The 2,570-nt window shown below is 44.7% G+C and carries 3 protein-coding genes and 1 pseudogene; 3 read left to right on the top strand and 1 reads right to left on the bottom strand.

Features of this window, described 5'->3' with window-relative positions; genetic code table 11:
• The 3 genes and pseudogenes from F6K20_RS33575 to F6K20_RS33565 form a co-directional block, all read left to right on the top strand.
• Positions 1-268: pseudogene (locus F6K20_RS33575) on the top strand (acylneuraminate cytidylyltransferase family protein); the annotation flags it as partial.
• A gap of 13 nt (positions 269-281) precedes the next feature.
• A complete protein-coding gene (locus F6K20_RS33570; protein ID WP_008181893.1) occupies positions 282-2,195 on the top strand; it encodes a thiamine pyrophosphate-binding protein in 1,914 nt (637 codons plus the stop codon).
• A gap of 16 nt (positions 2,196-2,211) precedes the next feature.
• On the top strand, positions 2,212-2,343 hold the full coding sequence (locus tag F6K20_RS33565) for a hypothetical protein (protein WP_287297663.1): 132 nt from the start codon (positions 2,212-2,214) through the stop codon (positions 2,341-2,343).
• A gap of 37 nt (positions 2,344-2,380) precedes the next feature.
• Here F6K20_RS33565 and F6K20_RS33560 read toward each other — a convergent pair.
• Positions 2,381-2,570: hypothetical protein (locus F6K20_RS33560; RefSeq protein WP_287267144.1), on the bottom strand; the 190-nt coding region annotated here is incomplete at its 5' end.

The following is a 2,570-nucleotide window of genomic DNA, read 5'->3' as shown; positions in this document are numbered from 1 at the left end:
TCCCCAACCTTCAACCCCCCATACCCCCTGGCATAGTACTCCCTATCAGGCCTTGCCAGAGGTCTATGTGCAAAATGCTAGCTTAGAAATTGCTTGGTCAAGAGTAGTGCTGGAAGAGTATACAATTGCTGGAAAGGTGATTATGCCATTTATTACCCATGATCATGAGGGATTAGATATTAATGACTTGAAAGATTGGTGGTATGTGAACTATTTAATAGAACAGGGAGACGCTCACTTACCTCTCGTCTGTCAAAAACCAATTTAGTTATATTTATTAAATGACAAATCTATCTCTAGTCCCGTTTCGGGAGTTTGAACGCCTGAAGGATTTAGACATTACTCCCGAAACTCATACTGAGCTTTTTGCTACCTACTGTCGAATCAATACTTTATATATGATAAAACAGGCTGGTTCAGGGCATATTGGTAGTAGTTTTAGTAGTTTAGATATTGTTTGTTGGCTGTTTTTAAATGAATTACGGGTTAGGAAAACTAACTCTAATCAACCACGGGATATTTATTTTTCCTCTAAGGGTCACGATGTACCGGGTTTTTACTCGGTTTTGATTGGCCATGGTTTGCTGGAGTTTGAGCGTATCCATAGCTTGAGGCGGTTAGATGGACTTCCTGGTCATCCAGATATTTCGATTCCGTTGTTGGAAACGAATACTGGTTCCTTGGGAATGGGGGTTTCTAAGGCTAAGGGGATGATTAGCGCAAATCGGCTGATGGGTCGAGAGGGAAATGTTTATATATTAACTGGGGATGGGGAGTTGCAGGAGGGTCAGTTTTGGGAGTCTCTCCAACCAGCAGCAAATCTGGGATTCCATGAGATGACTGTGATTGTGGATCATAATAAAATCCAGTCCGATACTTGGGTGTCCCAAGTGAGTGACTTGGGGGACTTGGAACGGAAGTTTGCGGCCTATGGCTGGTATGTTGAGCGCTGTGATGGTAATGATGTCAAGGCTTTAGGGAATGCGATCGCAAAATTGAAAGCAGTCACTAACCAGCCCAAAATCCTGATTGCTGACACCATTAAGGGCAAAGGAATCTCCTTTATGGAACACACGGCCATCAGACCAGAAGACAACTTATATCACTTCCATAGTGGCGCACCGGATGATGAAGCCTACACGACCGGAGTCGCAGAACTAATTGCTGCTGCCAATACCCAATTGGAACAAGTTGGAGCATCCCCCTTAGCATTGGAGATGCTATCCTATGCCAAACCTGCTGTAGCTGATGGGGCGCAACGACTGGTTAGTGCCTATTCCAAAGCTTTGGTTACCCAAGCAGAACGGAATCAAGACCTGGTGGTACTCGATGCGGATTTAATGCTCGATTGTGGCTTGATTCCCTTTAAAGACAAGTTCCCGAAACGGTTCTTTGAGTGTGGCATTGCCGAACAAGATATGGTATCCCAGGCCGGGGGGATGGCACTGAAAGGGTTACTGCCGATCGTGCATTCCTTTGCTTGTTTCCTATCCACCAGACCCAATGAGCAAATCTATAATAATGCTACCGAACGGACTAAGATTATTTATGTTGGCTCCCTAGCTGGGTTGCTACCCGGTGGTCCTGGTCATTCTCACCAATCGGTAAGGGATATTTCTGCCCTAGGAGCGATACCGAATATGGTGATGATTGAACCAGCTAATGAAGCAGAAGTATCCCTAGCTCTAGACTACTGTTTGCATCGAACTATCAGTAGTTGCTATATCAGGCTAGTCTCGATCCCCTGTCAGATTCCCTATCAATTGCCAGAGGATTATCAGTTGGAGTTGGGTCAGGGGATTGCCTTAACTGAGGGGCAAGACGCTATTTTATTTGGTTACGGTCCCGTGCTGCTGCCACAAGCCTATCAAGCTGCCCAGTTATTGGCTCAGAATCACGGTATCACCCTAAAAGTAGTCAATTTGCCTTGGCTAAATTTTGTGGATTTAGACTGGTTGGAACAAATCCTCCAAGGTTACTCCTGGGTGTTTACCCTGGATAACCATTATGTAATAGGAGGACAGGGGGATCGGATTGTAAGTGGGTTGGCAGAATTAGGATTGTCTGGGCAAATACAGGTCAGGCAATTTGGAGTATTTGATATTCCGAAATGCGGTCAAAATCAGGAAGTGCTTCGTGCTCATGGGCTGGATGCTGAAAGCTTAGCATTTGAGATTAATAAAACTATGATGTAGCATTTTTATTTAAGTTGTGAATATACTCCCTCAAGCCAAGGCAAGAGGCAAGGTAAGCATATGCGCTACGCGCACGCTGCGCGAACAGCCGTCAGCCGTCAGCCGTCAGCTAAAAGCTCACGCTACGCGAATCGCTTACTTAAAATAAACCTTGAACGGGAGAATTTAAAGGTGCGCTTGACCCATTAAGAATTGAATTTGCCACGGGTATCACCTAATAGTTCGAGATTAATCAGAATTGAAAGTATGCTGATAGCTGATAGCTGATAGCTGATAGCTGATAGCTGATAGCTGATAGCTGATAGCTGATAGCTGATAGCTGATAGCTGATAGCTGATAGCTGATAGCTGATAGCTGATAGCTGATAGCTGATAG

Origin of the sequence: Moorena sp. SIO2C4 (genome assembly GCF_010672485.1) — a bacterium.
GTDB lineage: Bacteria > Cyanobacteriota > Cyanobacteriia > Cyanobacteriales > Coleofasciculaceae > Moorena > Moorena producens.
The sequence above is the reverse complement of the archived record's forward strand: the minus strand, read 5'-3'. Positions and strand labels throughout refer to the sequence as shown.